General features: G+C 72.6%; 26 protein-coding genes, 1 tRNA gene and 1 pseudogene. 16 read left to right on the top strand and 12 right to left on the bottom strand.

The features are described 5' to 3' along the window. Positions 1 to 252 precede the first annotated feature (252 nt). From AY578_RS06305 to AY578_RS06290, 4 genes are all read left to right on the top strand, one after another. A complete protein-coding gene (locus AY578_RS06305) occupies positions 253 to 1,203 on the top strand; it encodes an amino acid adenylation domain-containing protein (RefSeq protein WP_019522738.1) in 951 nt (316 codons plus the stop codon). Positions 1,204 to 1,256: 53 nt separating this feature from the next. Beyond that, on the top strand, positions 1,257 to 2,798 hold the full coding sequence (locus AY578_RS06300) for an APC family permease (RefSeq protein ID WP_019522737.1): 1,542 nt from the start codon (positions 1,257 to 1,259) through the stop codon (positions 2,796 to 2,798). Positions 2,799 to 2,880: 82 nt separating this feature from the next. Continuing rightward, positions 2,881 to 3,642 (top strand): molybdopterin-dependent oxidoreductase, encoded by a 762-nt coding sequence (locus tag AY578_RS06295; RefSeq protein ID WP_258902156.1) that lies wholly within the window; start codon positions 2,881 to 2,883, stop codon positions 3,640 to 3,642. Next, complete coding sequence (locus AY578_RS06290) at positions 3,626 to 4,249, top strand: cytochrome b/b6 domain-containing protein (protein WP_215189320.1); 624 nt, start codon at positions 3,626 to 3,628, stop codon at positions 4,247 to 4,249. Before AY578_RS06295 ends, AY578_RS06290 begins: the two co-directional genes overlap by 17 nt. 110 nt (positions 4,250 to 4,359) lie before the next feature. Here AY578_RS06290 and AY578_RS06285 read toward each other — a convergent pair whose 3' ends face one another. Beyond that, positions 4,360 to 5,757: a GntP family permease gene (locus tag AY578_RS06285; protein WP_019522734.1), complete on the bottom strand. Its 1,398-nt coding sequence runs from the start codon at positions 5,755 to 5,757 to the stop codon at positions 4,360 to 4,362. A gap of 76 nt (positions 5,758 to 5,833) precedes the next feature. Then, positions 5,834 to 6,352, bottom strand: a complete 519-nt coding sequence (locus tag AY578_RS06280) for a gluconokinase (protein WP_028961854.1) — start codon at positions 6,350 to 6,352, stop codon at positions 5,834 to 5,836. A gap of 144 nt (positions 6,353 to 6,496) precedes the next feature. On the opposite strand from AY578_RS06280, the gene AY578_RS06275 reads away from it, so the two are divergent. Continuing rightward, positions 6,497 to 7,198: a FadR/GntR family transcriptional regulator gene (locus AY578_RS06275; RefSeq protein ID WP_019522732.1), complete on the top strand. Its 702-nt coding sequence runs from the start codon at positions 6,497 to 6,499 to the stop codon at positions 7,196 to 7,198. A 17-nt stretch (positions 7,199 to 7,215) separates the two neighbouring features. On the opposite strand, the gene AY578_RS06270 is transcribed toward AY578_RS06275, so the two are convergent. Next, positions 7,216 to 7,602: a winged helix-turn-helix transcriptional regulator gene (locus tag AY578_RS06270; protein ID WP_019522731.1), complete on the bottom strand. Its 387-nt coding sequence runs from the start codon at positions 7,600 to 7,602 to the stop codon at positions 7,216 to 7,218. A 105-nt stretch (positions 7,603 to 7,707) separates the two neighbouring features. Between AY578_RS06270 and AY578_RS06265 the strand changes: the two genes are divergently transcribed. After that, a complete protein-coding gene (locus AY578_RS06265; RefSeq protein WP_258902155.1) occupies positions 7,708 to 8,112 on the top strand; it encodes a RidA family protein in 405 nt (134 codons plus the stop codon). 22 nt (positions 8,113 to 8,134) lie between these two features. On the opposite strand, the gene AY578_RS06260 is transcribed toward AY578_RS06265, so the two are convergent. Next, on the bottom strand, positions 8,135 to 8,512 hold the full coding sequence (locus AY578_RS06260) for a YchJ family protein (RefSeq protein WP_019522729.1): 378 nt from the start codon (positions 8,510 to 8,512) through the stop codon (positions 8,135 to 8,137). Positions 8,513 to 8,577: 65 nt separating this feature from the next. After that, positions 8,578 to 8,662: transfer RNA gene (locus AY578_RS06255), tRNA-Leu, on the bottom strand. Between the two features lie 194 nt (positions 8,663 to 8,856). Here AY578_RS06255 and AY578_RS06250 point away from each other — a divergent pair. The 3 genes and pseudogenes from AY578_RS06250 to AY578_RS33805 all read left to right on the top strand — a co-directional run bounded on the left by AY578_RS06250 (position 8,857) and on the right by AY578_RS33805 (position 11,593). Next, on the top strand, positions 8,857 to 10,182 hold the full coding sequence (locus tag AY578_RS06250) for a M20/M25/M40 family metallo-hydrolase (protein ID WP_019522728.1): 1,326 nt from the start codon (positions 8,857 to 8,859) through the stop codon (positions 10,180 to 10,182). A 164-nt stretch (positions 10,183 to 10,346) separates the two neighbouring features. Then, on the top strand, positions 10,347 to 10,580 hold the full coding sequence (gene chpH / locus AY578_RS06245) for a chaplin ChpH (RefSeq protein ID WP_006135972.1): 234 nt from the start codon (positions 10,347 to 10,349) through the stop codon (positions 10,578 to 10,580). 166 nt (positions 10,581 to 10,746) lie between these two features. After that, a pseudogene (locus AY578_RS33805) lies at positions 10,747 to 11,593 on the top strand (chaplin). 77 nt (positions 11,594 to 11,670) lie between these two features. Here AY578_RS33805 and AY578_RS06225 read toward each other — a convergent pair. After that, positions 11,671 to 11,859: a DUF5703 family protein gene (locus AY578_RS06225; RefSeq protein WP_004933366.1), complete on the bottom strand. Its 189-nt coding sequence runs from the start codon at positions 11,857 to 11,859 to the stop codon at positions 11,671 to 11,673. Between the two features lie 47 nt (positions 11,860 to 11,906). On the opposite strand from AY578_RS06225, the gene AY578_RS06220 reads away from it, so the two are divergent. Beyond that, positions 11,907 to 12,590 carry a hypothetical protein gene (locus tag AY578_RS06220; protein WP_026243496.1) on the top strand — a complete coding sequence of 228 codons (684 nt, stop codon included), beginning with the start codon at positions 11,907 to 11,909 and terminating at the stop codon, positions 12,588 to 12,590. An 88-nt stretch (positions 12,591 to 12,678) separates the two neighbouring features. On the opposite strand, the gene AY578_RS06215 is transcribed toward AY578_RS06220, so the two are convergent. The 3 genes from AY578_RS06215 to AY578_RS06210 all read right to left on the bottom strand — a co-directional run bounded on the left by AY578_RS06215 (position 12,679) and on the right by AY578_RS06210 (position 15,678). Then, the gene (locus AY578_RS06215) at positions 12,679 to 14,247 is read right to left on the bottom strand and encodes an ATP-binding domain-containing protein (protein WP_475360441.1); all 1,569 of its coding nucleotides are present in this window, start codon (positions 14,245 to 14,247) and stop codon (positions 12,679 to 12,681) included. A gap of 97 nt (positions 14,248 to 14,344) precedes the next feature. Next, positions 14,345 to 14,695, bottom strand: a complete 351-nt coding sequence (locus AY578_RS34250; RefSeq protein ID WP_475360435.1) for a hypothetical protein — start codon at positions 14,693 to 14,695, stop codon at positions 14,345 to 14,347. Further along, positions 14,692 to 15,678 carry an aldo/keto reductase gene (locus AY578_RS06210; protein WP_026243494.1) on the bottom strand — a complete coding sequence of 329 codons (987 nt, stop codon included), beginning with the start codon at positions 15,676 to 15,678 and terminating at the stop codon, positions 14,692 to 14,694. Before AY578_RS06210 ends, AY578_RS34250 begins: the two co-directional genes overlap by 4 nt. A 188-nt stretch (positions 15,679 to 15,866) precedes the next feature. Here AY578_RS06210 and AY578_RS06205 point away from each other — a divergent pair, with 188 nt between their 5' ends. After that, on the top strand, positions 15,867 to 16,922 hold the full coding sequence (locus AY578_RS06205) for an LLM class F420-dependent oxidoreductase (protein ID WP_019522722.1): 1,056 nt from the start codon (positions 15,867 to 15,869) through the stop codon (positions 16,920 to 16,922). Between the two features lie 302 nt (positions 16,923 to 17,224). Beyond that, the gene (locus tag AY578_RS06200) at positions 17,225 to 18,013 is read left to right on the top strand and encodes a ferritin-like domain-containing protein (protein WP_258902153.1); all 789 of its coding nucleotides are present in this window, start codon (positions 17,225 to 17,227) and stop codon (positions 18,011 to 18,013) included. A 15-nt stretch (positions 18,014 to 18,028) separates the two neighbouring features. On the opposite strand, the gene corA is transcribed toward AY578_RS06200, so the two are convergent. Continuing rightward, a complete protein-coding gene (gene corA, locus AY578_RS06195) occupies positions 18,029 to 19,024 on the bottom strand; it encodes a magnesium/cobalt transporter CorA (RefSeq protein ID WP_019522720.1) in 996 nt (331 codons plus the stop codon). A 107-nt stretch (positions 19,025 to 19,131) separates the two neighbouring features. Here corA and AY578_RS06190 point away from each other — a divergent pair, with 107 nt between their 5' ends. The 4 genes from AY578_RS06190 to mshC all read left to right on the top strand — a co-directional run bounded on the left by AY578_RS06190 (position 19,132) and on the right by mshC (position 22,633). Continuing rightward, on the top strand, positions 19,132 to 19,818 hold the full coding sequence (locus AY578_RS06190; protein WP_019522719.1) for a histidine phosphatase family protein: 687 nt from the start codon (positions 19,132 to 19,134) through the stop codon (positions 19,816 to 19,818). A gap of 86 nt (positions 19,819 to 19,904) precedes the next feature. After that, positions 19,905 to 20,495: an Rv2134c family protein gene (locus tag AY578_RS06185; protein WP_019522718.1), complete on the top strand. Its 591-nt coding sequence runs from the start codon at positions 19,905 to 19,907 to the stop codon at positions 20,493 to 20,495. Continuing rightward, entirely contained in the window at positions 20,459 to 21,292 is an 834-nt protein-coding gene (locus tag AY578_RS06180) for an Rv2133c family protein (protein WP_370878995.1), read from the top strand. The genes AY578_RS06185 and AY578_RS06180 overlap by 37 nt, the downstream gene beginning before the upstream one ends. A 111-nt stretch (positions 21,293 to 21,403) precedes the next feature. Beyond that, positions 21,404 to 22,633, top strand: a complete 1,230-nt coding sequence (gene mshC, locus AY578_RS06175) for a cysteine--1-D-myo-inosityl 2-amino-2-deoxy-alpha-D-glucopyranoside ligase (protein ID WP_019522716.1) — start codon at positions 21,404 to 21,406, stop codon at positions 22,631 to 22,633. 114 nt (positions 22,634 to 22,747) lie between these two features. On the opposite strand, the gene AY578_RS06170 is transcribed toward mshC, so the two are convergent. After that, positions 22,748 to 23,743, bottom strand: coding sequence for a PAC2 family protein (locus AY578_RS06170; protein WP_019522715.1), 996 nt, complete (start codon positions 23,741 to 23,743; stop codon positions 22,748 to 22,750). 227 nt (positions 23,744 to 23,970) lie between these two features. After that, complete coding sequence (locus tag AY578_RS06165) at positions 23,971 to 25,587, bottom strand: glycerol-3-phosphate dehydrogenase/oxidase (protein ID WP_019522714.1); 1,617 nt, start codon at positions 25,585 to 25,587, stop codon at positions 23,971 to 23,973. Positions 25,588 to 25,593: the final 6 nt, after the last annotated feature.

Raw genomic sequence — 25,593 nt, 5'->3', positions numbered from 1 at the left:
CAAAGCAGCGTCCGTCCCGCGCCGGGCGCCGCCCACCTGCACCGTCGAGGCCCGCGAGGTCGTTCACGGGCAACACAAGTTGCCCGTTCGTGACCGTGGTTGACGCGTGTAACAGGCCCGGTGCCCTTGACGTGATCCGTTGGCTGACGGTTTGCTGTCCGTGATCAGCTCGTGGCGATCGGCAGCCGACCACTGCCACCGACCACTCGCCCCGAGCCGGATGACAAGAGAAGCGCGTGAGGAAGTTCCGCGGTGTCCCCACCCCCGCCTCCCCTCGGCCGTGCCCGCAAACGAGCGGCACAGGCCTACGACGAGGCCCTCGACGACGCCGAACTCGTCGCCGCGCGGGCCGCACTGGCACAGGGGCGGTGGCAGAGCACCCGCTCGCTGCTGGTCAGGACGGGGGACGACTTCGACCGCCGCGGACACCGGATCGCGGTGCTCGCGAAGGAGTCGTACTGCGCCGCGTGGGCCCGCGAGTGGCTGCTCGCCGAGCCCGACTCCGGTGACGCGACCGTGCTGCTGGCGATGGCCCAGGTACGGCGCGCCCTGCGCGGCAAGGAGAAGCCGGCCCGGGTCCGCGAGGCCTGCCGCAAGGCCGCCGAGTTGATGCCGCACGACCCGACGCCCTGGCTCGGGCTGCTGATGCTGGAGTGCTCCCTGGGCGCGGAGGGCGACGTGATCCGCATCTTCGAGCAGATCCGCACCCGCTACGCGGACCACCACCACGCCCACCACCTGGTCGTCGGCTGGCTCGCCGAGCGCCGCGTGGAGGCGGGCCCGGACCCGCTGCACGAGGTGTACGACTTCGCCAACTGGGCCGCCGAACAGGCCCCCGCCGACTCGCCGCTGGCCATCCTGCCCGTCATCGCGCACGCCGAGCGCTACCGCTCCCTCGCCGCCGCCGGACACGAGCCCGCGGACCCGGCCGCCTCCGGCCACTGGGTCGGCCGCCGCGCCCGGCAGGTGATGAAGGCCGCCTTCGACTGGTGGCTGGAGTGGGAGCACGAGGACCACCCGCGCCGGCTGGTCGACCTCAACTTCCTCGCGCACGCCAAGGTCTGCGAGGGACGGGGCGCCGAGGCCGCCGCCCTCTTCCACCGCATCGGCGACCACGCCACCCCCGCCCCCTGGTCCTATCCCGACCGGGACGGCCTCACCGCCTTCCGTACCGCACGCGCCGCCGCCCTGGGCACGGCCTGACCCCCACCCCGAACGCCCCCCGCACCCACCACCGACCCAAGGACGGTCTCGAGATGACGACGGACAGTTCGAGCACCAACAGAGCCCCGGCCGAGGGGATCAGCACCTTCAAGGGCCAGGAGAGGGCCCTGCGGGCCGACCGCCTCGGCACGGGGGGCCTGCTGCTCTCCGTGCTCGCCGCGACCGCCCCGCTCATGGTCGTCGCGGGTGTCATGCCCACCACATTCGCGGTGATGGGCATCGTCGGCCAGCCGCTGCTCTTCGTGGTCCTGGGCGCCGTGCTGGTGCTGTTCAGCCTCGGCTACGCCGAGATGAGCCGGCACGTCCACAACGCGGGCGCCTTCTACGCGTACATCTCCCGCGGACTCGGCGGCACCGCCGGCGCGGGCGCGGCCCTGGTCGCCCTCGTCGCCTACAACTCCCTCCAGGTCGGCATCTACGGCATCTTCGGCTTCGAGGTCTCCGGCCTCTTCGCCACCTACGCGGACCTCGAGGTCGCCTGGTGGATACCGGCGCTCGTCGCCGCGCTCGCCGTGGGCGCGCTCGGCTGGCTGAAGATCGACGTCAACGCCAAGGTGCTCGGCGTCCTGCTGGTCATCGAGGTGCTGCTGGTCGTCGTCTTCGACATCGCCGCCGTCGCCGACCCCGGCAAGGAGGGCCTGTCGCTGCACGCCTTCAACCCGGACACCCTCACCGGCGCCGGCGTCGGCACCGCCCTGTGCTTCTGCATCGCGGCCTTCCTCGGCTTCGAGCAGGCGCCGGTCTACGCGGAGGAGACCAGCAAGCCGCACGTCCTGGTCCCGCGCGTGATGTTCCTCGCCGTCACCGGCGTCGCCGTCTTCTTCGCGATCAGCAGCTGGGCGCTCACCGTCGCCACCGGCCCCGCGGCGATCGTCCCCACCTCCCAGGAGCAGAGCGCGGGCCTGCTGTTCTTCCTCACCGAGGACCGGCTCGGCGCCACGTTCACGGACGTGCTGCACGTGCTGTTCGTGACCGGCATGTTCGCCGCCATGCTCAGCTTCCACAACGTCGTCGCCCGCTACGCCTTCGCCATGGGCCGCGAAGGCCTGCTGCCCGCCGCCTTCGGCCGCACCACGGGCTCCAGCGGCGCCCCCGGCACCGGCTCCCTGCTGCAGACCGGTATCGCCGTCGTCCTGGTGCTGACCTTCGCGCTCACCGACGACAAGCCGGCCGGCGACCCCACCGCGCCCGTGCTGCACCTGTTCACCTGGGGCGGCAACATCGGCGCGCTCGGCGTCATCGTCCTGATGGCCATCGCCTCGCTGTCCGTCGTGGTCTTCTTCGTACGGCGCGGCGCCGCGAGCGCCCAGGCCTGGCGGCTGGTCACCTCGGCGGTGGCCGGGATCGCCCTCGTGGTGATCGCGGGCTACACGGTCAAGGACTTCGACGTGCTGGTCGGCGCCGGCCCGGACTCCGCGCTGCGCTGGATCCTGCCCGGCGTCATCGGCCTCGCCCTCGTGATCGGACTCGTCCAGGGCGCCGTCCTGCGCGCCCGCGCCCCCGAGAAGCACGCCCGCATCGGCCTGGGCAACGAGGCGTTCCAGCTGGAGAAGGAGGCCGAGCGCACCCCGTAGCGCCGGCCCCGCTGCTTACCGAAGTCTGACGAGCACCCGCGTTCCCTGGTCTCCCCGGGGCCGCGGGTGCTCGAATGAGGGGGTGAAACCCGAACACCCCTCGCACAACCGGGACGTCCCGGGCGCCGACGACCCGGACGCGCGCGGCACGCCCGTCGGCCGCCGCGTCCTGCTCGGCACCCTCGGCCTCGGCGCGCTCGGCCTGGCCGCCGCGCCCTCCCTCCAGCGCGGCCTGGAGTCCTTCCTCGCCGGCGCCGCCGACCGCGACCCCACCGGCCTGACCGGACTCCTCCCGAACGGCGGCGGCTTCCGCCACTACTCGGTCGCCGGGTCCGTCCCGCGCAAGGACGCCCGCACCTACCGGCTCACCGTCGACGGCCTCGTCGACCGCCCCGCCTCCTACACCCTCGCCGACCTGAAGGCGCTGCCGCAGACCCGCCTGGTGCGGGACGTGCAGTGCGTGACCGGCTGGCGGGTGCCCGGGACGCCGTTCGAGGGCGTGCGGCTGTCCCGGCTGCTGGACGCGGCCGGGGTGCGCCCCACCGCCCGCGCGGTGCGCTTCACCTGCTTCGACGGGACCTACTCCGAGAGCCTCACCCTCGACCAGGCCCGCCGCGCGGACGTCCTGGTCGCCCTGCGCATGCGGGACGAGGACATCGGCCACGGCCACGGCGGCCCGGCACGCCTCTACGTGGCGCCCATGTACTTCTACAAGTCGGCCAAGTGGCTCTCCGGCGTCACCGTCACCGAGGACGTAGAACCGGGCTACTGGGAACTGCGCGGCTACGACGTCGACGCCTGGGTCGGCCGCTCGAACGGACGCGACGATGCCCCCACGAGCTGACGCCCCGCCCGTCGCCACGACCGTACGGCGCTTCACGCCCGCCCAGCGGTGGGCGCACCGCGCCGTCGCCCTGCTCATGGGCGTCTGCGTGGCCACCGCCGCCTGCCTCTACGTCCCCCAGCTCGCCCAGCTGGTGGGCCGTCGTGCCCTGGTCGTCACCCTCCACCAGTGGGCGGGGCTGCTCCTGCCCGTCCCCGTGCCGGCCGCCCTCGTCTCCCGCGCGTTCCGCGCCGACCTGGGCCGGCTCAACCGCTTCGGCCCGCACGACCGCGTCTGGCTGCGGGCCGCCCTGCGCCGCGACCGCCGCCCCGCGTCCCGCCCGGCGGGGAAGTTCAACGCGGGGCAGAAGCTGTACGCGGCCTGGATCGCCGGGGCCACGCTGGCGATGCTCGGCACCGGGCTGCTGATGTGGTTCACCCACCTCACCCCGCTGGTCTGGCGCACCGCCGCGACCTTCGTCCACGACTGGCTGGCGCTGACCGCCGGCATCGTCCTCGCCGGGCACATCGGCATGGCCCTCGCCGACCCCGAGGCCCGCCGCGGCCTGCGCACGGGCTCGGTCCGCCGGGAGTGGGCCGAGCGGGAACACTCCCTGTGGCGGCCCTGAGGGCACACGGCTTTGGACACGCGCGCCCCGAACACACGCGCCCTCAATACGACGGCGGCCCGCCCACCCCTCGACGAGGGGCGGACGGGCCGCCGTGAGCCGGGATCCGGCTAGATGATCAGCGACAGCAGGAGCACCAGCGCCCCCGCGACCACCGAGATGATCGTCTCCATGATCGACCAGGTCTTGATCGTCTGTCCGACGTTGAGACCGAAGTACTCCTTCACCAGCCAGAAGCCGGCGTCGTTCACATGGCTGAAGAACAGCGAACCGGCGCCGATGGCCAGCACCAGCAGTGCGGCGTGCGTGGTCGACATGTCGGCCGCGAGCGGCGCGACCAGACCGGCCGCCGAGACGGTCGCCACGGTCGCCGAGCCCGTCGCCAGCCGGATCGCCACCGCGATCAGCCAGGCCAGCAGCAGCGCCGGGATCGACCAGTCCTCGGAGATGTCCAGGATCATCTGGCCCACGCCGGTGTCGATCAGCGTCTGCTTGAAGCCGCCGCCCGCGCCGACGATCAGCAGGATGCCCGCGATCGGGGCGAGACCCTTCTCCACCAGGGAGGAGATCCGCTCCTTGCTGAAGCCGGCGGGCATGCCGAGGGTGAAGATGCCGACCAGCACGGCGGCGAGCAGCGCGATCAGCGGGGAGCCGATCACGTCGAAGACGCGCTGCACGTTGTGCTCGGGGTCGTCGATCACGATGTCGACGAGCGCCTTGGCGAGCATCAGCACGACCGGCAGCAGGATCGTGGCCAGCGTCGCGCCGAAGCCGGGGCGCCGCTCGAGGTCCTCGGAGGGACGCTGCGGGATCATCCGCTCGGGCGCCGGGACGTCCACCCAGCGGGCTGCGTACTTGGAGAACACCGGACCGGCGATCACGACGGTCGGGACGGCGATGAGCACGCCGAGCGCCAGCGTCACGCCCAGGTTGGCGCCGACCGCGTCGATGGCGACCAGCGGGCCGGGGTGCGGCGGCACCAGGCCGTGCATCACGGACAGACCGGCGAGGGCCGGGATGCCGATGCGCATGAGCGAGTAGTTGCCGCGCTTGGCGACCATCAGCACCACGGGGATCAGCAGCACCACGCCGACCTCGAAGAACAGCGGCAGGCCGATGACCGAGGCGATCAGCACCATGGCCCACGGCAGGGAACGGCCGCCGGCCTTGGCGAGGATGGTGTCGACGATCTGGTCGGCGCCGCCCGAGTCGGCGAGCATCTTGCCGAGGATCGCGCCCAGGGCGATCAGCACGCCCACACCGGCGACGGTGGAGCCGAGCCCGGTGCTGAAGCTGGTGATGACCTTGTCCAGCGGCGCTCCGGCGAAGGCGCCGAGCGCCAGTGACCCGATGGTCAACGACAGGAAGGCGTGCAGCTTGAACTTGGTGATGAGCAGGACGATGACGGCTATGCCCGCCAGGACGGCGATGCCCAGCTGAGCGTGGCCGGCCGAGGTGATCGGCTCGGGTACGTCCGCTGCCAGCATCTCGACGCTGAGTCTGGTCACGGTGGATCCCTAGGGTGTACGGGGTCGGGGGAGAGTGCCGGCCCCTGGGGAAAAGGGGCCGGTGGGGGGTGGGGTCCTACGGGGCCGGCTCGGAGAGCGACGTCAGGGCGGCGGCCGCCCGTTCGGTGATCTCCTCGGGGCTGCCCGTCACGTTCACGGCGACCCCGGCCTCGTCCGGCCCCAGCGGCTGGAGCGTGGCGAACTGGGAGTCGAGCAGTGCCGTGGGCATGAAGTGCCCCTGCCGGTGCGACATCCGGTCCTCGATGAGGGCGCGGTCACCGGTGAGGTGGACGAAGATCACGCCGGGTGCGGCGGCCCGCAGCCGGTCGCGGTACGACCGCTTCAGCGCCGAGCAGCTGACCACTCCGCCCAGACCCGCACGCCCGTGCGCCCAGTCGCCGATGGCGTCGAGCCAGGGCCACCGGTCGTCGTCGGTGAGCGGGGTGCCCGCCGACATCTTGGCGATGTTGCTCTGCGGGTGGAAGTCGTCGCCCTCGGCGTACGGAACGCCGAGGCGGGCCGCGAGCAGAGGACCGATGGTGGTCTTGCCCGTTCCGGCGACGCCCATGACCACGACGACGTGGGGGGTGTTCATCGCTGCCTCACTGTCTGCTGTCCTCGTCGACACCTTGCCGATGATGCCGACCGCAACTGAAACTTATAAGTAGGACAACTTCAAGAGGCTGTGACGAATAAGTCTGACTTTTTATTCGTGTGATCCGCCCCGTACTCTGAGTGCATGAGCACCACGGGCCGGGGGCTGCACGGCCGCGTACTGGACACCCTCGGCCCCGAGATCACCGCAGGCGAGTACCCGCCCGGCAGTGTGCTGCGCACCGACGAGCTCGCCCAGCGTTTCGACGTGTCGCGCTCCGTGATGCGCGAGGTGGTCCGCGTCCTGGAGTCCATGCACCTGGTGGAGTCCCGTCGCCGCGTCGGCGTCACGGTCCTCCCGTCCCACGAGTGGAACGTCTACGACCCGCAGGTCATCCGCTGGCGCCTGGCCGGCGCCGACCGCCCCCGTCAGCTGCGCTCCCTCACCGTGCTGCGCTCCGCGATCGAACCGGTCGCGGCGAGCCTCGCCGCGCGCAACGCGACGGCCGAGCAGTGCGCCGAACTCACCGAGTGCGCCCTGGGGATGGTCGCGAACTCACGCGGCCACAAGCTGGAGGGCTACCTCTTCCACGACGTGGCGTTCCACCGCGTCATCCTGACCGCCTCCGGCAACGAGATGTTCGCCCGCCTCGGCGACGTGGTCGCGGAGGTACTGGCCGGACGCACGCACCACGACGTGATGTTCGAGGACCCCGACCCGGCCGCCGTCACCCTCCACGTCCAGCTCGCCGAGGCCGTCCGAGCCCGCGACGCGGCCCGCGCGGAGAAACTCACCCGAGAGATCACCGAGGGCGCCCTCCAGGAACTCGACATCCTGGCGCCCTGATCCGCCCCCGGCCGCGGTCACCGCTCCCCGAACCGCTCCCGCGCCTGCTCGACGTGGTCCAGATGCTCGTGCGTCCAGCCGCAGATCGCGTCCACAGCGGTGCGCAGCTCCCGGCCCGGCTCCGTCAGCGTGTACTCGACCCGCGGCGGCACGGTGGGGTGCACCGTCCGCTCGACCAGGCCGTTGCGCTCCAGCATGCGCAGATTCTGCGTGAGCATCTTGTGGCTCACGCCCTCCACCTCGTCCCGCAGCTCGCTGAACCGCAGGGTGCCCTCGCCGAGCGCCTCGATGATCAGCAGCGCCCACTTGTTGGCGACGTCCGAGAAGATCTCCCGCGCCAGGGAGTCCGCGCGCCGCAGATCGGCGTCCTCCGGCAGTCCCGCCGGCACACGCTTGGTCACCATGAGGTTCCCCAGTTACGAAAAAGTGCGTTCTTCCAGGCCGGCGCTCACTCTCCTACAGTTCCCGGGTAACCACAAGAGAGCGGCAGGAAAAGGATGAACCGACCCATGGCCTCCACCAGTGACGTCTTCTCCTTCGGAATCCCGGCCGAGACCGACTTCGGATACGCGCAGGCGGTCCGCTCCGGCGACCTGATCCACGTCTCGGGCCAGCTCGCCTTCGACGAGACGGGCGGCTTCCCGCATCCCGGCGACTTCGCCGCCCAACTGGAGCTCACCCACGCCAACATGGACTGGGTCCTCGCCCACTACGGGGCCACCCGCCGCCAGATCGTCTCGCAGACCCTCTACGTGGCGGATCTCGGCCGCCACGCCGCCGCCACCGCCGAGGCCAACCTGGCGTACTTCGACGGCCACCGCCCCGCGAGCACGGTCCTCGGCGTCACCGAACTGACCCTGCCCGGACAGCTCCTGGAGATCGCCTTCGTCGTCGACACCCGGCTGCCCGCCTGAGCCGGCCCCTGCGCCCGGGCGATCAGCTCAGGAAGTCCCCGTCGACGTACACCCAGGCCCCGTCGGCCCGTTCGAAGCGGCTGCGCTCATGCAGGGAGCCGCCCTGGTACGAGGCGCGGAAGGTCACGGTGCCGGTGGAGTGGAAGGCTGAGCCGTCCTCCGCGGCGAGGATCTCCAGGCCGGTCCACCGCATCGCCGGGTCGAGGTCGAGGCGGGCCGGGCGGGTGCGCGGGTGCCAGGTCCGCAGCAGGTACGCCCCGTCCCGCCGGACGAACGCCGCGTACCGCGACCGCATCAGCCGCTCGGCGGTGGGTGCGGAGGCCGCGCCGGCGTGGAAGCGGCCGCAGCACTCCTCGTAGGGCTCGGGGAGACCGCAGGGGCAGGGCGTACGAGACGTCATGGGGCAGCACCTTCCGTACAACGCCCGAGGGCCGCGACCTCGCGGTCGCGGCCCTCAGTTCCATGTGTCCGAGGGGGGACTTGAACCCCCACGCCCGATAAAGGGCACTAGCACCTCAAGCTAGCGCGTCTGCCATTCCGCCACCCGGACAAGGTGTCTGTCGCGCGGGTTTCCCCCCGCGGCGACGACATAAACATTACCAGGTGTTCCGGGGTGGCCGATCACCCCCGGCGCGCCGTCGCGTGAACGGCGTGTGACGGGCCGGGGCGGGTCTTGGGGCCGGAGCGCCGGGGAGGGAGGATGAGGGGGAACCCAGCGGGAACACCAGCAGCGGGAGGAAGCACGTGAGCGAGACGGACACGGCCAAGGGCGTCACCGGTGAGGACGAGGTCGTGGACCTCTGCCGCGAGCTGATCCGGATCGACACCAGCAACTACGGCGACCACTCGGGCCCCGGCGAGCGCAAGGCCGCCGAGTACGTCGCCGAGAAGCTCGCCGAGGTCGGCCTGGAACCGCGGATCTTCGAGTCCCACCCGGGACGCGCCTCCACGGTCGCCCGGATCGAGGGCGAGGACCCGTCGCGGCCCGCCCTGCTCATCCACGGCCACACCGACGTCGTGCCCGCCAACGCGGACGACTGGACCCACCACCCCTTCTCCGGCGAGATCGCCGACGGATGCGTGTGGGGGCGAGGGGCCGTCGACATGAAGGACATGGACGCGATGACCCTCGCGGTCGTCCGCGAGCGCATGCGCAGCGGCCGCAAGCCCCCGCGCGACATCGTGCTCGCCTTCCTCGCCGACGAGGAGGCCGGCGGCACGTACGGCGCGAAGCACCTCGTGCACAAGCACCCCGAGCTGTTCGAGGGCGTCAGCGAGGCGATCGGCGAGGTCGGCGGCTTCTCCTTCACGGTGAACGAGAAGCTGCGCCTCTACCTCGTGGAGACCGCCGAGAAGGGCATGCACTGGATGCGGCTCACCGTCGACGGCACCGCGGGCCACGGCTCGATGACCAACGACGACAACGCCATCACCGAGCTGTGTGAGGCCGTCGCCCGCCTCGGCCGCCACAAGTGGCCGGTCAGGGTCACCAAGACCGTCCGCGCCTTCCTGGACGAGCTCTCCGACGCGCTCGGCACCGAGCTCGACCCGGAGAACATGGACGAGACCCTCGCCAAGCTCGGCGGTATCGCCCGCATGATCGGCACCACCCTGCGCAACTCGGCCGCGCCCACCCAGCTCGGCGCCGGCTACAAGGTCAACGTCATCCCCGGCCAGGCCACCGCGCACGTCGACGGCCGCTTCCTGCCCGGCTACGAGGAGGAGTTCCTCGCCGACCTCGACCGCATCCTCGGCCCGCGTGTGCGGCGCGAGGACGTGCACTCCGACAAGGCGCTGGAGACCGACTTCGACGGCCGGCTCGTCGACGCCATGCAGACCGCGCTGAGCGCCGAGGACCCGATCGCGCGCGCCGTGCCCTACATGCTCTCCGGCGGCACCGACGCCAAGTCCTTCGACGACCTCGGCATCCGCTGCTTCGGCTTCGCGCCGCTGAAGCTGCCGCCGGAGCTGGATTTCGCGGGCATGTTCCACGGCGTCGACGAGCGGGTTCCGGTGGACGGCCTCAAGTTCGGCGTCCGTGTGCTCGACCGGTTCCTGGACGCCTCTTGAGGAACCTGAGGCAGGGCCTCTGGAGATCCTCAAGAATCGGTCAGGTGTACGGACTTGACCGGGAAGAGTGAATGCGACCATAAGCTCGTAGCCTCATTACTTCCTCCTCGTTACCTGTGATGTGATCCGCGACTTTGGATCACATTGCCAACTAGGAGGAACACATGCTGAAGAAGGTCGTCGCTGTCGCGGCCGCCACCGGTGGTCTGGTTCTCGCGGGCGCGGGCATGGCCGCCGCCGACTCGGGTGCCCAGGGTGCCGCCGTGCACAGCCCGGGCGTCCTGTCCGGCAACGTCGTGCAGGTGCCGGTTCACGTTCCCGTGAACGTCTGCGGCAACACGATCTCCGTGATCGGTCTGCTGAACCCCGCCTTCGGCAACACCTGCGTCAACGCCTGACGTTCGTGTCTCGCCCTCTGGGCAACGCCCGCTGAGGGTTCGAGCCCGTCGGCCCCGGAGCGCGCGCCATGCGCTCCGGGGCCGACCGGTTCCTCATCCGTCGAGAATTCCGGGACGCGGCACGCTCCGTCTCCCGGCAGCAGGTCCGAGGACAGGGAATTCAGTAATGCGACAGGTCACCCGCAAGGGCTTGATGACCATGGCCGCCGCCACCGGTGTGCTCGCCGCCGCGGGCGGGGCCGCCGCCCACGCCGACACCGGCGCGGCGGGCGGAGCCGCGGTCGCCGGGCGTGCTCTCCGGCAACGTGGTGCAGGCGCCGGTGCACGTGCCGGTGAACGTCTGCGGCAACACGGTCAACGTCGTCGGGGTCCTCAACCCGGCGGTCGGCAACGTCTGCGTCAACAAGGGCGGCTCCGGCCACCACGGCGGCTCGCACGCCGACGGCAAGGCGACCGGCTCGCCCGGCGTGGCCTCCGGCAACGTGGTGGAGGCGCCGGTGCACGTGCCGGTGAACGTCTGCGGCAACAGCGTCGACGTCATCGGCGTGGGCAACGGGGCGGCCCACAACGACTGCGCGAACACGGGGCACGGCGGGGGGCACCCGGGCGAGCCCGGTGAGCCCGGCGAGCCGGGCAACCCGGGGGAGCCCGGCAATCCGGGGGAGCCCGGCAATCCGGGGGAGCCCGGTGAACCCGGTAACCCGGGTGAGCCCGGTGAGCCCGGTGAGCCCGGTAACCCGGGTGAGCCCGGCAATCCGGGGGAGCCCGGTGAGCCCGGTAACCCGGGCAACCCCGGCAACCCCGGTGAGCCGGGGAACCCGGGTGAGCCCGGTACGCCCGGTACGCCCGGCACTCCGGACAGCCCGTCCACCGGCAACCAGCCGGGCCCGCAGGGCGACGCGCAGCTCGCCGAGACCGGCAGCGAACTGCCGCTCGGCCTCGTGCTGCCGGCCGGCGCGGGCGCGCTGCTCGCCGGCGGCATCCTGTACCGCAGGGCACGCACCGCGGCGTGACCTTGGACACACGGAGTGGACCCCGCGACCGACGCGGGGTCCACTCCGCCTGATGACTCCGGTCGGGCGCGCTCAGCTCACCAGGTGGCGCGCACCTGGCGGATGATCCGCCGCCGCAGCCGCACCCTGCGGCTGCCGTCACGCATCAGCGTCAGGCGGTACAACTCCCAGTGACCGTACTCGGCATGGTCCGTCAGCAGACGCGCCGTCTCCTTGCGGGAGACCCCGCGCGGCACGTACACGTCGACAAATTCGTATTCCGGCATCGCATCTATTGTGCGGGCCGGGCCCCGGTACGGATAGCGTCTGCACTATGTCTGATGCTGCGCAGCCCACCGCTGCCGAGGTACGCGCCGCCGCCGAGGCGGTGAAGACCGCGCTCGACCGCCACCTGGCCGCGGTCGAGAGCCGGTCGGGTGACGACGACCCGGCCGTCTACGAGGCCTTCAACCAGCTGGCCGCGGCCGCGGAGACGTACGACGAACTGCTCTACGACCGCTATGACGAGGTCACGCCCTTCGAGATCCCCAGCGCCGAGGAGGCCCTGCCCCCGTACGGCGGCCCCGAGGAACCGAACGCCCTCAGCGTGCTGATCCGCCGCGACTACGCCGTCGTCGAGCCGCAGCGGCTGCTGGCGCACGCCCAGCGGATCGAGGAGGCGGACGACGAGAGTTCCGAGGCTTCCGGCACCGTCCACGGCGCGCTGGGCCTGCTGTTCGGGGAGTACGAACCGGACGAGATCGCCTCCCGGCACAAGGAGTTCGGCCTGGAGGAGGGCGACTCCACGCTCTGGGTCACGGCATCGGACGAGATCCCGGACCCCGGCGAGTGGCTCGAGGCCCCCTTCGAGCAGGTGGACCCCGAGGCGGTGGTGTGCCGCTTCGACGTCAGCGCGGTCTTCGACGACGACGAGGACGACGAAGAGGACGACGACCTGGAAACGGCGTTGTCCCCCGACGCGGAGGAAGACCTGGAACCGCTGGACGCGGACCGCTGAGCTGGCACCGTCGGCGGCGGCACCCTGAGGGGTGCCGCCGCCGTTCGTGTGCAGGGGCGCCCGGACGGAGCCAGGCGCGCCTCGAGACCTACTCCGCCGCCCCTGGCAACTGCGGTGCCAGCAGCACAGGCAACCGCGTCGTGCGCGGCTTCGCCGTGACTTCCGCGACCGCCCGCTGCAGGGCCTGGTCCACCCCGTGGACCACCGACAGGTGGCGGTCGGCGCGGCTGAAGGCCGTGTAGATCCAGGGGCGGTTCAGGGCGGGGACCGCGTCGCCGGGGAGGACCACGACCGCCGCCGGCCAGCGGGCGCCCACCGCCTGGTGCGCGGTCAGCGCCCACCCGTGGCGGACCGTCTGCTCGACGCGGTCGCGCGGCACGACGACCTCCTCGCCCGCGCAGTCCAGGCGGAGGCCCTCGGCGTCCGCCCCGGTCACGCGTCCCGGCAGGGTGCGCCCGGGAACGGGGGAGTACGCCACCCGGTCGCCGGGGTCGAAGCCGGCGAAGCGGCCCGGGCCCGGGTTGAGCCGTTCCTTCAGCGCCGCGTTCAGCACGCGTGTGCCGACCGCGCCCCCGTGGCCCGGGGTGATCACCTGGGTGTCCTCGGCCGGCACCCCGATGGCGCGCGGCACGGAGTCCGCGACCAGCTGCACCGTCCGGTGCACCGCCTCGCCCGCGTCCCGCACGGGCACGATGACGACCTCCTTCCCGGGGGCCTCCACCTGGAGCAGCTCGCCGACGCCGATGCCCGAGACCAGCTCCCCCAACGGCCCCGGGTCCGGGCGCCGGGAGGCGACCTGCGGGCAGGCCCGCGCGGCCAGCAGGTCCGCGAACACCCGCCCCGGACCGACCGACCACAGCACCGCCGGGTCGCCGGACAGCACCAGCCGCGCCCCGTCCGGCATGGACTCCGTGAGCAGCGCGCCGGTCTCCACGTCGAGCTGCGGCGCGTCCAGCACCACCAGCAGGTCCACGGCCAGCGCGCCCTCGGGGTCCCGCCCGGGTCCCTCCGCGCCGGACAGCAGCCCCGCGACCGTGGCGACGCCCGGGCCGTCGACGCGGGACGCGAACCGCTCCCGCCCGACCGGGCTGTGCGTGGCGGCCCAGGCGCGCAGGCCCATGCCGTGCGCCGCGTCCAGCAGCGCCGCCGGCTCGGCCAGCGCTGCCTCCCCGCCGGTGTGCAGCACCAGCCCGTGCCCCGAGACCGCGCGGATCAGGTCGGCCGCGGAGCCCTCCGCCGCGGCGGCCGCCCGCTCCCACTCCTCGGCCGCCCCGTCCTGCTTGGGCGCCGAGTTGATCAGCCGGGCCAGGCCGTCGGCGAGACTCTCCTCGGCGAGGGCGCAGCGCTCCAGACCGACCAGCACCCGGACGGGCTGCTCCTCGTCCTCCCCGACCGGCTCGCCGATCGCGTCCTGGAAGACCAGGACGTCTCCCTCGGCGATGGCGTCGCGCACCGCGTCCTCCGGGGCGGGCACCCCCTGGCGGCCCAGCGCCTCGGTGAGCGCGGCCATCTCCAGCACCGTGTGCCCGGCGGGCGCGGCCTGCTCCAGCAGCCACACGGTCAGCGCGCGGCCCCGCCGCCCGTCGCCGGGCCCTGCCTCTCCGCCGAGCAGCGCGCGGGCGAACCCGTCCGCCTGCTCGGGCCGCACGCCCGGCACCCGCAGCAACTGCCAGGGGTCCTCCCGCAGCAGCTCCGCGGCACCTCGCCCAGGGCCCGCGGCCGGCGCGGCGAGCGCGGCGGGGCGCCCGCCCGCGTCAGCACTCTGCCACTCGCCCCGGTGCCTCGCGGGGCGCGGCCGGTGCCTCGGGGCACCGGGCCGCCGCACCGGCTCGGGCGCGGCTCTGGACGGCCTCCTCGAACACGGTGGCCGGCGGCTTCTCGCCGCTCTCCACGGCCCGTACGGCGGCGAGCAGTTCGGCCGCCGTGCCGCTCAGCTTGGTGCCGGCCTCGATCGGGCCCTGCCGCTCCGCCTTGCGCCGCTCGATCCGCTCCCGCTCCAGGCGCTGCGCGGCCAGCTCCGCCTCGGCCTCGGACACCTGCGCGCCCTCGGCGGGCGTGCCGTCGTCCGCGCTCCTCGGCTCCTCAGGGGTCTCCGGCGTGCTCACAGCGTGCTCCAGTCGTGATCGGGATAGCGGTGCACCGGAGCCGACACGTCGTCGAGCGCCCGGCAGATCTCGTCAGGAAGACTAAGCGCCTCCACTGACAACGCCGCCGTGAGCTGCTGCGCCGTGCGCGCGCCCACGATGGGCGCGGTCACCCCGGGCCGGTCGCGGACCCACGCGAGCGCCACCTGCAGCGCGGTCACCGCGAGCCCGTCCGCCGCGGTCGTCACCGCGTCCACGATCCGGCTCGCCGTGTCGTCCAGGTACGGCGCGACGAACGGCGCGAGATGCTCCGAGGCGCCGCGCGAGTCGGCCGGGGTGGCGTCCCCGCGGTACTTGCCGGTGAGCACGCCCCGCCCGAGCGGGGAGGACGGCAGCATGCCGATGCCGAGGTCGACCGCGGCGGGCAGCACCTCCCGCTCCACCCCGCGCTGCAGCAGCGAGTACTCCATCTGGGTGCTCGCCAGCCGCGTGCGCGCGCCGGGCGCGGCGAGCTGCCAGGTCGCGGCCTTGGCGAGCTGCCAGCCGCAGAAGTTGGACACGCCCGCGTACCGCACGCGGCCGCTGGCGACGGCGATGTCCAGCGCCTGGAGCGTCTCCTCCAGCGGGGTGGCCGGATCGTAGGCGTGGACGTGCCACACGTCGACGTGGTCCGTGCCGAGGCGGGCCAGCGAGGCGTCCAGTGCGGACAGCAGATGCCCGCGTGAGCAGTCGAACCGGCGGTCCGGGTCGGGCACGCTGCCCGCCTTCGTGGAGATCACCAGGTCCCGGCGCGGCACCAGACCGTCCATAAGCCGCCCGAGCAGGTACTCGGCCTCCCCGTCGCCGTACACGTCCGCCGTGTCGACGAGCGTCCCGCCCGCCTCCCAGAACGTCTTCAAGAGCTCTGCCGCGTCGTGCTCGTCGGTGTCACGGCCCCAGGTGAGGGTCCCGAGCCCGATCCGGGACACACGCAGGCCGGTACGGCCGAGATGCCTCTGCTCCATGAACGCCGAGATTACTGGCCGGAGCTGTGCGTGTGGGGGCCTGTGGACAACCGTTTTCCGGGCGTCCCGCGACCGCTCGCGCATGTGGCCGGACCCGCACCGCCGCGCCTCCCGTGCCCCTTGCCCGCGGGCGGGGGAGGTATAGGGTCTGCGCAAGTCACGTTACTGATCGGTAAGGGGAGTCGGCCATGCAGCTAGGGATCAACCTCGGCTACTGGGGCGCCGGAATGGACGCGGACAATCTCGCCGTGGCCCAGGAGGCGGACCGCCTCGGCTACGCGGTCTGCTGGGCCGCCGAGGCCTACGGCTCCGACGCCGCCACCGTGCTCGCCTTCGTCGCCGCCCGCACCGAGCGCATCGACGTCGGCTCGGCCATCTTCCAGATCCCGGCCCGCCAGCCGGCCATGACCGCGATGACCGCGGCCACCCTCGACTCGCTGTCCGAGGGCCGCTTCCGCCTCGGCCTCGGCGTGTCCGGCCCCCAGGTCTCCGAGGGCTGGTACGGCGTCAAGTTCGACAAGCCGCTGGCCCGCACCCGCGAGTACGTCGAGATCATCCGCAAGGCGATGACCCGCGAGCGCCTCTCCTTCGAGGGCGAGCACTGGACCCTGCCCCTCCCCGGCGGTCCGGGCAAGCCCCTCAAGCTCACCGTGCACCCGCAGCGCGAGCACATCCCGCTGTACATCGCCGCGATCGGCCCGAAGAACCTCGAGCAGACCGGTGAGATCGCCGACGGCGCCCTGCTGATCTTCCCGTCCGCCGACCACCTCGAGGACACCGCGGTCAAGCACATCCGCGCGGGCCGTGAGAAGGCCGGCAAGACCCTCGAGGGCTTCGACATCTGCCCGACCGTGCCGCTCGCCCTGGGCGACGACAAGGACGTGGCCACCCTCGCCGACACCTTCCGCCCCTACACGGCGCTGTACGTCGGCGGCATGGGCAGCCGCAAGCAGAACTTCTACAACCAGCTCGCCCAGCGGATGGGTTACGAGCGGGAGGCCGCCGAGATCCAGGACAAGTACCTGTCCGGCGACAAGCAGGGCGCGGCCGCCGCGATCCCGCACGACCTGATCGACCGCACCACCCTGCTCGGCTCGGTCGACCGCATCGCCGACCGCATGAAGGCCTACGCGGCCGCCGGGGTCACCACCCTCACCCTCGCCCCGGCCGGCTTCACCCTCGACGAGCGGCTGGCCTCGCTGCGCGCCGGCGTCGAGGCCCTGGAGCGCGCGGGCCTGGCCTGACCGTCCGGCCGCCGCCGCGTCCCCCGCGGCGGCGGCCGAGTCCTGCGGCCGTGGTGGGGGCTCGGGGGTCGACCCCGCCACGGCCGTCACCCACAACAACGCCCGGACCCCACAAGGGTTACGCCTGCCTCCCGCGCCCCGCGGCCCTCGCGCGCACGCCCCTCGTCCCCGCGCGTACGCCGATCGGCGGAGTTGTCCGCCGCACCTGTTGCCGCACCCCCGCAGCCGCATTTGACTCTTTCTTTGCGACAACTGTGGACATGCGGACCGCGCAACGCGGACGCCGCGGAGAGGTGGGCCCCATGCTGTCGGCGAAGAGCCTGTTCCAGGAGATCCTCGACAACGACGAGTCCTTCGCGCTGTTCTGCTCGATCGCGGCCAGCGGGGAGTCCCAGGGCGGCTGGGAGAACGCCCGCATCGCGGCACTCGTGCCCGAGTCGCAGCGCGACCTCGCTCCCAAGATCACCCGGCACGGCGCCGACGAGGACAAGCACGGCCGGATCTTCAACGCCCTGCTGAAGAAGCGCGGTCTGGAGCCCGTCCCCGTGCCCCCGGAGACCGACTACACGATGCTCCTGGAGCGGAACGGCATCGGCCTGGCCCACGACAAGCTCAAGCGCGACGAGCCGCTCACCGTCCAGGACATCGTCACCTACCTCGCCCACAGCCGGGTCACCGAGCAGCGCGCCTCCGAGCAGATGGAGCTGCTGCGCAAGCACTTCGCCGACCCCCCCGACATCGGCCGCGCGGTGAGGATGATCTCCAACGACGAGGACAGCCACCTCGCCTACTGTCACGAGGAACTGCTCCGCTTCGCCTACGCCGGACACGGCCGTGCCATCCAGCGCACCCTGCGCGCGTGCGCACTCGCCGAGATCCGCGTCTACCGCGACGTCAGCCTCGCCGTGATGGGAAACATGGGCCGCGTCCTGGGCTGGCCGAAGCCCAAGGCGGCGCTCCTCGCGGCCGGCATCCACGCCGTGTACCTGTACGAACGCCTGGGCGGCTGGCGCCGTATGGTCTCGCTGCGGATGCCCGAGCGGCGCGACGCGCTGGGCGGACCCGCGACCCCGGAACCGGAAGCGGCCTGACCGCCCCGGCGACCGTCACAGCCACCCCCGGCGCTTGAAGGTGCGGAACAGCACCACCTCCAGCGCGGCCATCAGCGCGATCACCACCGGGTACGACCACGTCCAGTGCAACTCGGGCATGTGCTCGAAGTTCATGCCGTAGATCCCCGCGATCATCGTGGGGACCACGGCCATGGCCGCCCACGCGGAGATCTTCCGCATGTCGTCGTTCTGCTGGACGCCGACCTGCGCCAGATGCGCCGACAGCACGTCCGACACCAGCCGGTCCAGGCCCTCCACCGACTCGTTGACGCGGGTGAGGTGGTCGTGGACGTCACGGAAGTACGGCCGCGCGCCCTCCTCCACGAACGGCACCCGCGTCCCCGACGCGCCGGTTCCCGCGAGCCGGGTCATGGGCGCCGACAGGGGCACCGTGGCCCGGCGGAACTCCAGGATCTGCCGCTTGAAGTCGTAGATCCGGGACGCCGTCTGCCCGGAGCCGCCCGCGTCGGGGGTGAAGACCTCCGTCTCCAGCTCCTCCAGGTCGGTCTGCAGCTCGGTCGCCACGTCCAGGTAGTGGTCGACCACGGCGTCGGCGACCGCGTACAGCACCGCCGTCGGCCCCTCCTTCTGCAGCCGCGGCTCTTGCTCCAGCCGGTCCCGCACCGCCTCCAGCGGGGCGCCACGGCCGTGCCGTACGCTCACCGCGAACGCGTCGCCGAGGAAGATCATGATCTCGCCGGACGACACCTTGTCGCTGTCCGGCTCGTACACCACCGGCTTGAGCACCACGAAGAGCGAGTCGTCGTACACCTCCAGCTTGGGCCGCTGATGCGCCTTGAGGGCGTCCTCCACGGCCAGCGGATGCAGCCCGAACTCCCGCGCGACCAGGTCGAACTCCTCGGCCGTCGGCTCGTGCAGCCCGATCCAGACGAAACCTCCCGCCGACCGTGCCCGCTCCAGCGCGCCGGAGAAGTCCTGGGACCCCTCCGACCTGTGTCCCTCCTGGTAGACGCCACAGTCGACGATCACGAAGCGTGCCCTCCCGTTACGACAGCCGGTCTGCCGTCGCGTTCCCGTCCCGCCGTCGTCCACACGCCCCGGCCCCCGCGCGGGTCCCTGCGCCTACCCTGGGCGGCATGCCCACGTTGCTCCTGGTCCGGCACGGACGATCCACCGCCAACACCGAGGGACTGCTCGCCGGCTGGACGCCCGGCGTCCACCTCGACGACCGCGGGACCGCACAGGCCGCCGCCCTGCCCGCACGGCTCGCCCCGCTGCCGCTGGCCGAGGTCGTCACCAGCCCGCTCGACCGCTGCCGGGAGACCGTCGGCCCGCTGCTCCAGGCACGCCCCGGCCTCGTCCACCACACCGACGACCGCATCGGCGAGTGCCACTACGGCGACTGGACCGGACGCAAGCTCTCCGAACTCAAGGACGAGCCGCTCATGGAGGTCGTGCAGGCGCACCCGTCCGCCGCGGCCTTCCCCGGCGGGGAGTCCATGCGCGCCATGCAGACGCGCGCCGCCGAGGCGGTGCGCGAGTGGAACGCGCGCGTGGAGCGCGACCACGGACCCGACGCCGTGTACCTGATGTGCTCGCACGGCGACATCATCAAGTCCCTCGTGGCGGACGCCCTCGGACTTCATCTCGACCTCTTCCAGCGGATCTCCGTCGAACCCTGCTCCGTCACCGCGATCCGGTACACCCGGCTGCGCCCCTTTCTCCTCAGGCTCGGCGACACCGGCGACTTCGCGTCCCTGGCGCCGCGCGAGGAGCCGCCCGCCGGCGACGCCACGGTGGGGGGCGACGCGGGCGCACCGTGATCGTTCCCCGCAGTAGGGTGAAGCGACCGCAGAGTCGCGTGCGATCCACCCATCGCCCGATCCCCGACTTCCCATGGAGACAGGACGTGTCCCGTCAGGTGTTCCTCTACGACCAACCGGAACGTTTCGTGGCCGGCACGGTCGGACTGCCAGGGCGCCGTACGTTCTTCCTCCAGGCCTCCGCCGGCTCCCGGGTGACCAGCGTGGCCCTGGAGAAGACCCAGGTCGCGGCGCTCGCCGAACGGATGGACGAACTGCTCGACGAGGTGGTGCGCCGCAGCGGCGGCAGCGCGGCGGTGCCCGCGATGGCGCCGGCCGAGATCACCGACACCGCGCCCCTGGACACCCCCGTGGAGGAGGAGTTCCGCGTCGGCACCATGGCGCTCGCCTGGGACGGCGAGGAGCAGCGCATGGTCGTGGAGGCGCAGGCCCTCGTCGAGCTGGACGCCGACTCCGACGAGGACCTCGCCGAGGCGGAGGAGCGGCTCCTGCAGGACGAGGAGAACGGCCCCCCGATGCTGCGCGTCCGGCTCACCGGGGCGCAGGCGCGGGCCTTCGCCAAGCGCGCCCTGGACGTCGTCAACGCGGGACGGCCGCCGTGCCCGCTGTGCAGCCTCCCGCTCGACCCGGAAGGACACGTATGTCCGCGCCAGAACGGATACCGCCGCGGAGCGTGACCGCCACCGACCCGGCCGCGGCCGAACTGCTCGCCCGCGGCGAGCTGACCGTGCGCGGAAGCATCCGTGAGGCGTCGAACGCCGCCCTGTACTGCACCGTCACCCACGAGGACCGCGAGGCCGCCTGCGTCTACAAGCCCGTCGCGGGGGAGCGGCCCCTGTGGGACTTCCCCGACGGCACCCTGGCCGGCCGCGAGGCCGCCGCGTACGAGGTGTCCCGGGCGACCGGCTGGGACCTGGTGCCGCCGACCGTGCTGCGCGACGGCCCGTACGGCGAGGGCATGGTCCAGCTGTGGATCGCGACCGAGCCGGGCGCCGAGCTGCTCGCCCTGGTGGACGGCGAGGAGCCGGAGCCGGGCTGGAAGGCGATCGGCTTCGCCGAGGTCGGCGAGGGCCGCACCGCGCTGCTGGTGCACGCCGACGACGACCGGCTGCGCCGCCTCTCCGTGCTGGACGCGGTCATCAACAACGCCGACCGCAAGGGCGGCCACCTGCTGCCCACGGCCGACGGCCGCCTCTACGGCATCGACCACGGGGTCACCTTCAACGCCGAGAACAAGCTGCGCACGCTGCTGTGGGGCTGGGCGGGGGAGCCGCTGCCCGAGGAGGCCCTGGACGTCCTCAAGGGCCTCAGGGACGCCCTCACGCCCGACGGGCCCCTCACCGCGGCCCTGACCCCGCTGATCACCCCCGCGGAGATCGACGCCACCCGCGCCCGCGTGGACTCCCTGCTCGCCACCGGCACCCATCCGGAACCGGGCGGCGACTGGCCCGCCATTCCCTGGCCGCCCGTCTGACGTGACGGAGGCCGGTGAGGCACACGGCGCGGCGACGCGCAAGAACGCCTTCCCGGCCATACGGCCCGTTCCGGTTCGTATCCGGAACTGCGGTCCGGTTAGGCTCATGACATGCATGCCTGGCCCGCTTCCGAAGTCCCCGCCCTGCCCGGTCAGGGCCGCGACCTGAGGATCCACGACACCGCGACCGACGGTCCGGTCACCCTCGACCCCGGCCCCGTCGCCCGTCTCTACGTCTGCGGCATCACGCCCTACGACGCCACCCACATCGGACACGCGGCGACCTACAACGCGTTCGACCTGGTGCAGCGCGTGTGGCTCGACAACAAGCGGCAGGTTCACTACGTCCAGAACGTCACCGACGTCGACGACCCGCTGCTGGAGCGGGCCGAGCGCGACGGCGTCGACTGGACCACGCTCGCCGAGCAGGAGACCGCCCTGTTCCGCGAGGACATGACGGCCCTGCGGATGCTGCCGCCCCGGCACTACATAGGCGCGGTCGAGGCCATACCCGGCATCGTCCCGATCGTCGAGCGGCTCCGTGAGCTCGGCGCCACCTACGAGATCGACGGCGACATCTACTTCTCCGTCGAGTCCGACCGGCACTTCGGCCAGGTCTCCCACCTGGACGCGGCCACCATGCGGATGCTGTCCGCCGAACGCGGCGGCGACCCGGACCGCCCGGGCAAGAAGAACCCCGTCGACCCGATGCTCTGGATGGCCGCCCGCGAGGGCGAGCCGAGCTGGGACGGCGGCTCGCTCGGCCGCGGCCGGCCCGGCTGGCACATCGAGTGCGTCGCCATCGCCCTCGACCACCTGGGCATGACCTTCGACATCCAGGGCGGCGGCTCCGACCTGGTCTTCCCCCACCACGAGATGGGCGCTTCCCACGCCCAGGTGCTCACCGGCGAGTACCCGATGGCCAAGGCCTACGTGCACGCCGGCATGGTCGCCCTGGACGGCGAGAAGATGTCCAAGTCCAAGGGCAACCTGGTCTTCGTCTCCCAGCTGCGGCGCGACGGCGTCGACCCCGCGGCCATCCGCCTGGCGCTCCTCGCCCACCACTACCGCTCCGACTGGGAGTGGACCGACCAGGTCCTCCAGGACGCCGTGACCCGCCTCGAGCACTGGCGCGCCGCGGTCTCCCGCCCCGACGGCCCGCCCGCCGAGGCGCTCGTCGAGGAGATCCGCGACGCCCTCGCGGACGACCTCAACGCCCCGGCCGCGCTCGCCGCCGTGGACCGCTGGACGGTCCTCCAGGAACAGCAGGGCGGCACCGACCCCGGCGCCCCGGGCATAGTCTCCCGAGCCGTGGACGCCCTCCTGGGAGTCGCCCTCTAGGGAAACGCCCTGAAGGGCGAGGGCACTGCGCGACCCGCCACAACGGCGCCGCACCCCCCGAACAACAGTGAAGAGGGGCCCCGTTCCCAGAACGGGGCCCCTCTTCACATCACGTCACTCCTCGGACGACTCGTCGCCGTCCTGATCCGTGTCCCGCCGAGGCGGCTTGGACGGCCGAGACCGCCCACCGGGCCCGTCCCGACGGAACGACGGCCCGCCGTCGGTGCCCTCGGCGGTAGCGTGCCCGGGCCCCCCGGGTGGGCCCGACGCCCCGTCCCGCCGCCGCAGATACCGCTCGAACTCCCGGGCGATCGCCTCGCCGGACGCCTCCGGCAGCTCCGCGGTGTCCCGCGCCTCCTCCAGCGTCTGCACGTACTCGGCGACCTCGCTGTCCTCCGCGGCCAGCTGGTCCACGCCCACCTGCCAGGCGCGCGCGTCCTCGGGCAGCTCGCCCAGCGGGATCCGCACGTCGATCAGGTCCTCGAGGCGGTTCAGCAGGGCCAGGGTGGCCTTCGGGTTGGGCGGCTGCGACACGTAGTGCGGGACGGCCGCCCACAGCGACACCGCGGGGACGCCCGCGTGCGTGCACGCCTCCTGGAGAATGCCGACGATGCCCGTGGGCCCCTCGTACTTGGTCTCCTCGAGGTCCATGCGGCGGGCCAGGTCCGGGTCGGACGTGGTCCCGCTGATCGGGACCGGACGGGTGTGCGGGGTGTCGCCGAGCAGCGCGCCCAGCACCACCACCAGCTCCACGCCCAGTTCGTGCGCGAAGCCGAGGATCTCGTTGCAGAACGAGCGCCAGCGCATGGACGGTTCGATGCCGCGCACCAGTACCAGGTCGCGCGGTTTCTCGCCGCCGACCCGCACCACCGACAGCCGCGTCGTCGGCCAGGTGATCTTCCGCACGCCGTTCTCCAGGAACACCGTGGGGCGGTTGACCTGGAAGTCGTAGTAGTCCTCGGCGTCGAGCGCCGCGAACACCTCGCCCTTCCACTCCCGGTCCAGATGCGCGACCGCGGTGGAGGCGGCGTCACCGGCGTCGTTCCAGCCCTCGAACGCGGCCACCATGACCGGGTCGATCAGCTCGGGAACCCCCTCGAGCTCGATCACCCAGCGCCTCCTTCCGACGTGCCCTCGTGTACGCACCAACCTTACGGCGTGTCCACGGGGGCTCCCGCAACTCCCCGCACAAGGGGAGTGCCCCAACACTGCCCCGCACGGCGGCGGGAAACACCCCGCGCGCCGGACCGCGGAACGCGGTGAGGGGCGGCCCCGTCGGCGCGGGCCGCCCCTCACCGCGCGCCGACTCCCGTGCGGGGGAGCCGGCGCGGGCACGCTCACTTCTTGTCGAGCAGCTCCTGCACGTCCGCCCGGACCTCGTCCGTGGCCAGGCCGCGGATGGTCAGGGTGGTGCGGCGACGCAGCACGTCGTCCGCCGTCTCGGCCCACTCGTGGTCCCGGGCCCACACGACCTGTGCCCAGATCTCCGGGGCGTCCGGGTGGACACGCCGGGCCAGCGCCGGGTCCTCGTTCGCCAGGCGGGCGATGTCGAAGGCCAGCGACCCGTAGTGGGTGGCGAGGTGACGGGCGGTGTCCGCCGCCATGCGCGGGCCGGGCGCCGGGCCGTCCACCAGGAGGCGGTGGGCGACGGCGCGCGGGTTGGCCACACCGGGCAGCGGCAGCTTCTTCGGCAGCGCGCCCACCGGCTCGAAGTCCTCGCCCAGCGGGTGGCCGGGCAGCTCCTGCAGCTTGCGCATCACCGTACGGCCGATGTGACGGAACGTGGTCCACTTGCCGCCCGCGACGGACAGCATCCCGCCCCTGCCCTCGGTGACCACCGTCTCCCGCTTGGCCTTCGCCGTGTCGCCCGGACCGCCCGGCAGCACCCGCAGACCGGCGAAGGAGTACGTGATCAGATCACGGCTGAGCTGCTGGTCGCGGATGGAGAACGCGGCCTCGTCGAGTATCTGCGCGATGTCCTTCTCGTTCACCGCGACGTCCGCCGGGTCGCCCTCGTACTCCTCGTCGGTGGTGCCGAGCAGCAGCATGTCCTCCCAGGGGAGGGCGAAGGTGATCCGGTACTTGTCGATCGGCGTGGCCAGCGCGGCCTTCCACGGGGAGGTCCGCTTCAGGACCAGGTGCGCGCCCTTGGACAGCCGGATCGACGGGGCCGCGTCCGGGTCCTCCATGCGGCGCAGGTGGTCCACCCACGGGCCGGTGGCGTTGAGCACCAGCCGCGCGTTGACGCCGAACTCCTCGCCGGAGATCCGGTCCCGCAGCTCGGCGCCGGTGACCCGGCCCTTGGTGAAGCGCAGACCCGTCACCTCGGCGTGGTTGAGGACGACCGCGCCCGACTCGGCGGCCGCGCGGACCGTCATCAGCGCCATGCGCGCGTCGTTCATCTGGTCGTCGCCGTACACGGCGACGGCCTTGAGGTTCTCGGTGCGCAGCTCCGGCACGTCCTGCGCGGCCTTCGCCGGCGACAGCAGGTGGCCCACGCCGTCACCGAAGGCCGACAGCGCCGAGTAGGCGAACACACCGGCCCCGAGCTTCGCCGCACCGTGCGGCCCGCCCTTGTACACGGGGAGGTAGAACGTGAGCGGGTTCGCCAGGTGGGGGGCCACCTGACGGGAGACCGCACGGCGCTCGAAGTGGTTCTCCGCCACCAGCTTCACCGCGCCGGTCTGCAGGTAGCGCAGACCGCCGTGGAGCAGCTTGGAGGAGGCGGAAGAGGTGGCTCCGGCGAAGTCGCCGGCGTCCACCAGAGCCACCCTGAGACCGGACTGCGCGGCGTGCCAGGCGGTGGAGATGCCCAGGATGCCGCCGCCGATGACGAGGAGGTCGTACGACGCCTTGGAGAGCTGCTCCCGGGTCTCGGCACGGCTCGGGTTCGGGCCGGACGCCGGGTGCGTCCCCAGGGCAGGTACGGACTGCAGGGTGGCTTCGGTGGTCATGGCGGT

It is taken from the genome of Streptomyces thermocarboxydus, assembly GCF_024760485.1.
In the GTDB taxonomy this organism is placed as follows: domain Bacteria; phylum Actinomycetota; class Actinomycetes; order Streptomycetales; family Streptomycetaceae; genus Streptomyces; species Streptomyces cellulosae.
The sequence above is the reverse complement of the archived record's forward strand: the minus strand, read 5'-3'. Positions and strand labels throughout refer to the sequence as shown.